The sequence below is a fragment of the Mycobacterium sp. E2497 genome, assembly GCF_001668695.1.
Lineage (GTDB): Bacteria > Actinomycetota > Actinomycetes > Mycobacteriales > Mycobacteriaceae > Mycobacterium.
The window spans coordinates 1-1,133 of the sequence record NZ_LZKD01000206.1; the positions used below are offsets into that span (position 1 = coordinate 1).

The window sequence follows — 1,133 nt, forward strand, 5'->3', positions numbered from 1 at the left end:
ACGCCTGCGACGACCACGACACCGATCGCGCCGACGGCCAGCGGATTGCGTTCGGAGAAGTACTTCATCGTGGCGTGCACCTCCCCGAGGGCTGGCCGATCACTTTGACGTAAACCGGCTGCCCGCCTTTGCCGTTCAGCTTGAAGAGCATTTCGCAGAGATAAAAACTGAAGAAGTCGCCATAGAGGCCCTGGCGGTTCAGCATCTGGTAGGCATCCGGCAGGGTGTTGAGGAAGTCGTCGAAATAGTCTCGGTCGGCCATGATCAGGCCGCCCACCCGGTCGCCCTCGCCGAGGATCTTCGCCAGGGGCGCGCGGCCTTTCGCGATCAGGTCGGCGACCGAACCGGCCGCGGCGTTGGCGTAGGCGATCCCGTTGCTGATGTCTCGCTTACGGTCGGCGAGCGTTTCCAGCAGCCGGGACAACGAGTCGACGGTGTTTGCGAACTGGGCGCTCTGGTCTCCGAGCGAGCCCAACACCGTGTGCAGGTTGAGAATGACCTGCCCGATGAGCCGGTCCCGGTCCGCCAGGGCGTTGGTCAGCGCGGCGGTGCGCGCCAAGACGGAACTGATCGTTGCGCCCTCGCCCTGGAACGCCTTGATGAGTTCGCTCGACAAGGTGTTGACCTGGTTGGGATCCAGCGCGCGAAACAACGGGCGGAAGCCGCCGATCAGCGCGTCCAGATCCAGCGCCGGCGACGTCCGGCCCAGCGGAATGGTGTCGCCGGGCCGGAGTTGCCTTGTGCCACCGGGTCCTTCCTGCAGCGCCAGGTAGCGGCCGCCGATGAGGTTCTGGTAGCGGATGACCGCCTTGCTGCCGTCGGTAAGCACCACCGTGTTGTCGGCGCTGAAGTCGACGACCACGGTGCCGTCGTCCTGGACCGAGATCTTGCTGACCTTGCCGACCTCGACGCCCGCGATGCGGACGAAGTTGCCGACCTCGAGTCCGGAAACGTTGCTGAACCTGGCCTTGTACGGCATCTCGTTGCCGAACCGCAGCTGCGCGAAGATCGCCAGCATCGCGACCAGGCCCAGGGTGCACACGACCAAGAAGATGGCCAGGCGCCAGATGGCGCCCGACACGTTCTCCTTCATGGCGTGCTCCTCGGTGACGTCGGTCGCTGGTCGTCAGGGC

Annotated in this window: 1 protein-coding gene; it reads right to left on the reverse strand. The window is 65.2% G+C overall.

What is annotated here, in order from left to right:
* Window positions 1-64 precede the first annotated feature (64 nt).
* Window positions 65-1,093, reverse strand: a complete 1,029-nt coding sequence (locus tag A5713_RS18635) for a virulence factor Mce family protein (RefSeq protein WP_068097945.1) — start codon at window positions 1,091-1,093, stop codon at window positions 65-67.
* Window positions 1,094-1,133: the final 40 nt, after the last annotated feature.